Raw genomic sequence first — 771 nt, 5'->3', positions numbered from 1 at the left:
TTTTTATCCATATCTTTTCCTAAAAAATTAATTTTTCCGGAATCTTTTAAAATGAGGCCAAGGATTGCTTTAATTGTTGTGGTTTTCCCGGAACCATTAGTTCCAATAAAACCTGTTATACAGTCTTTGCTAAGTGAGAAAGTAATATCTTTTAATGAAAAATTTTCGTAAGTTTTATTTAGATTATTCACTTCTAACACAGCGTTCATTTTTCATTCTCCTCCTCTAAAATTAAGTCCAATATTGAATGGAGATCATCTGCATGAATTCCTATACTCCGAGCCATCTGACAAACCTCTGCGAGCTTGACTTCCACCATGCGACGCTTAGATTCCATTAACAGCTCTAGGTTTGTAGGTGCTACATAGGTACCTTTGCCAATCCTAGTAATAATAAAACCTTCTGCTTCTAGTTCTGCATAGACTCTTTTTGTGGTAAGTACACTTACATGTAAGTCGTTAGCTAATAAGCGGATTGATGGCAATTGTTCGCCTTCTTTCAACTCATTGTTAAATATTGATTCTTTAATCTGTTCCTTTATCTGTTGATATAAAGGTTGATTTGATACATTACTTAAGATTATTTTCATTAAACAACCTCTCAATCGATAAGTGTTATGTTATATGATACACAATATACACACCATACACAGTTAATATTATAAATTATAAAAAATGAATTAACAAGATATATTGTTACAAAAATCACCTGAATTTTAATTTTTGGGATACCCTTAATGAAGTCTTATAGGGGGGCATCGCATCGCTAGCA

General features: G+C 32.4%; 2 protein-coding genes. Both read right to left on the bottom strand.

Annotated elements, in window-relative coordinates:
* On the bottom strand, positions 1-209 hold a 209-nt coding region (locus tag AC1DJR_RS32145), incomplete at its 3' end, for an ATP-binding cassette domain-containing protein (protein WP_477004485.1).
* Complete coding sequence (locus tag AC1DJR_RS32140; protein WP_097833450.1) at positions 206-589, bottom strand: GntR family transcriptional regulator; 384 nt, start codon at positions 587-589, stop codon at positions 206-208. The genes AC1DJR_RS32145 and AC1DJR_RS32140, both read right to left, overlap by 4 nt.
* Positions 590-771: the final 182 nt, after the last annotated feature.

The organism is Bacillus sp. 05T31, from assembly GCF_056396725.1.
The sequence above is the reverse complement of the archived record's forward strand: the minus strand, read 5'-3'. Positions and strand labels throughout refer to the sequence as shown.

Bases quoted from the DNA above. Each gene is read 5' to 3' on its own strand.
- AC1DJR_RS32140 (WP_097833450.1), bottom strand. From the start codon at position 589: ATGAAAATAATCTTAAGTAATGTATCAAATCAACCTTTATATCAACAG.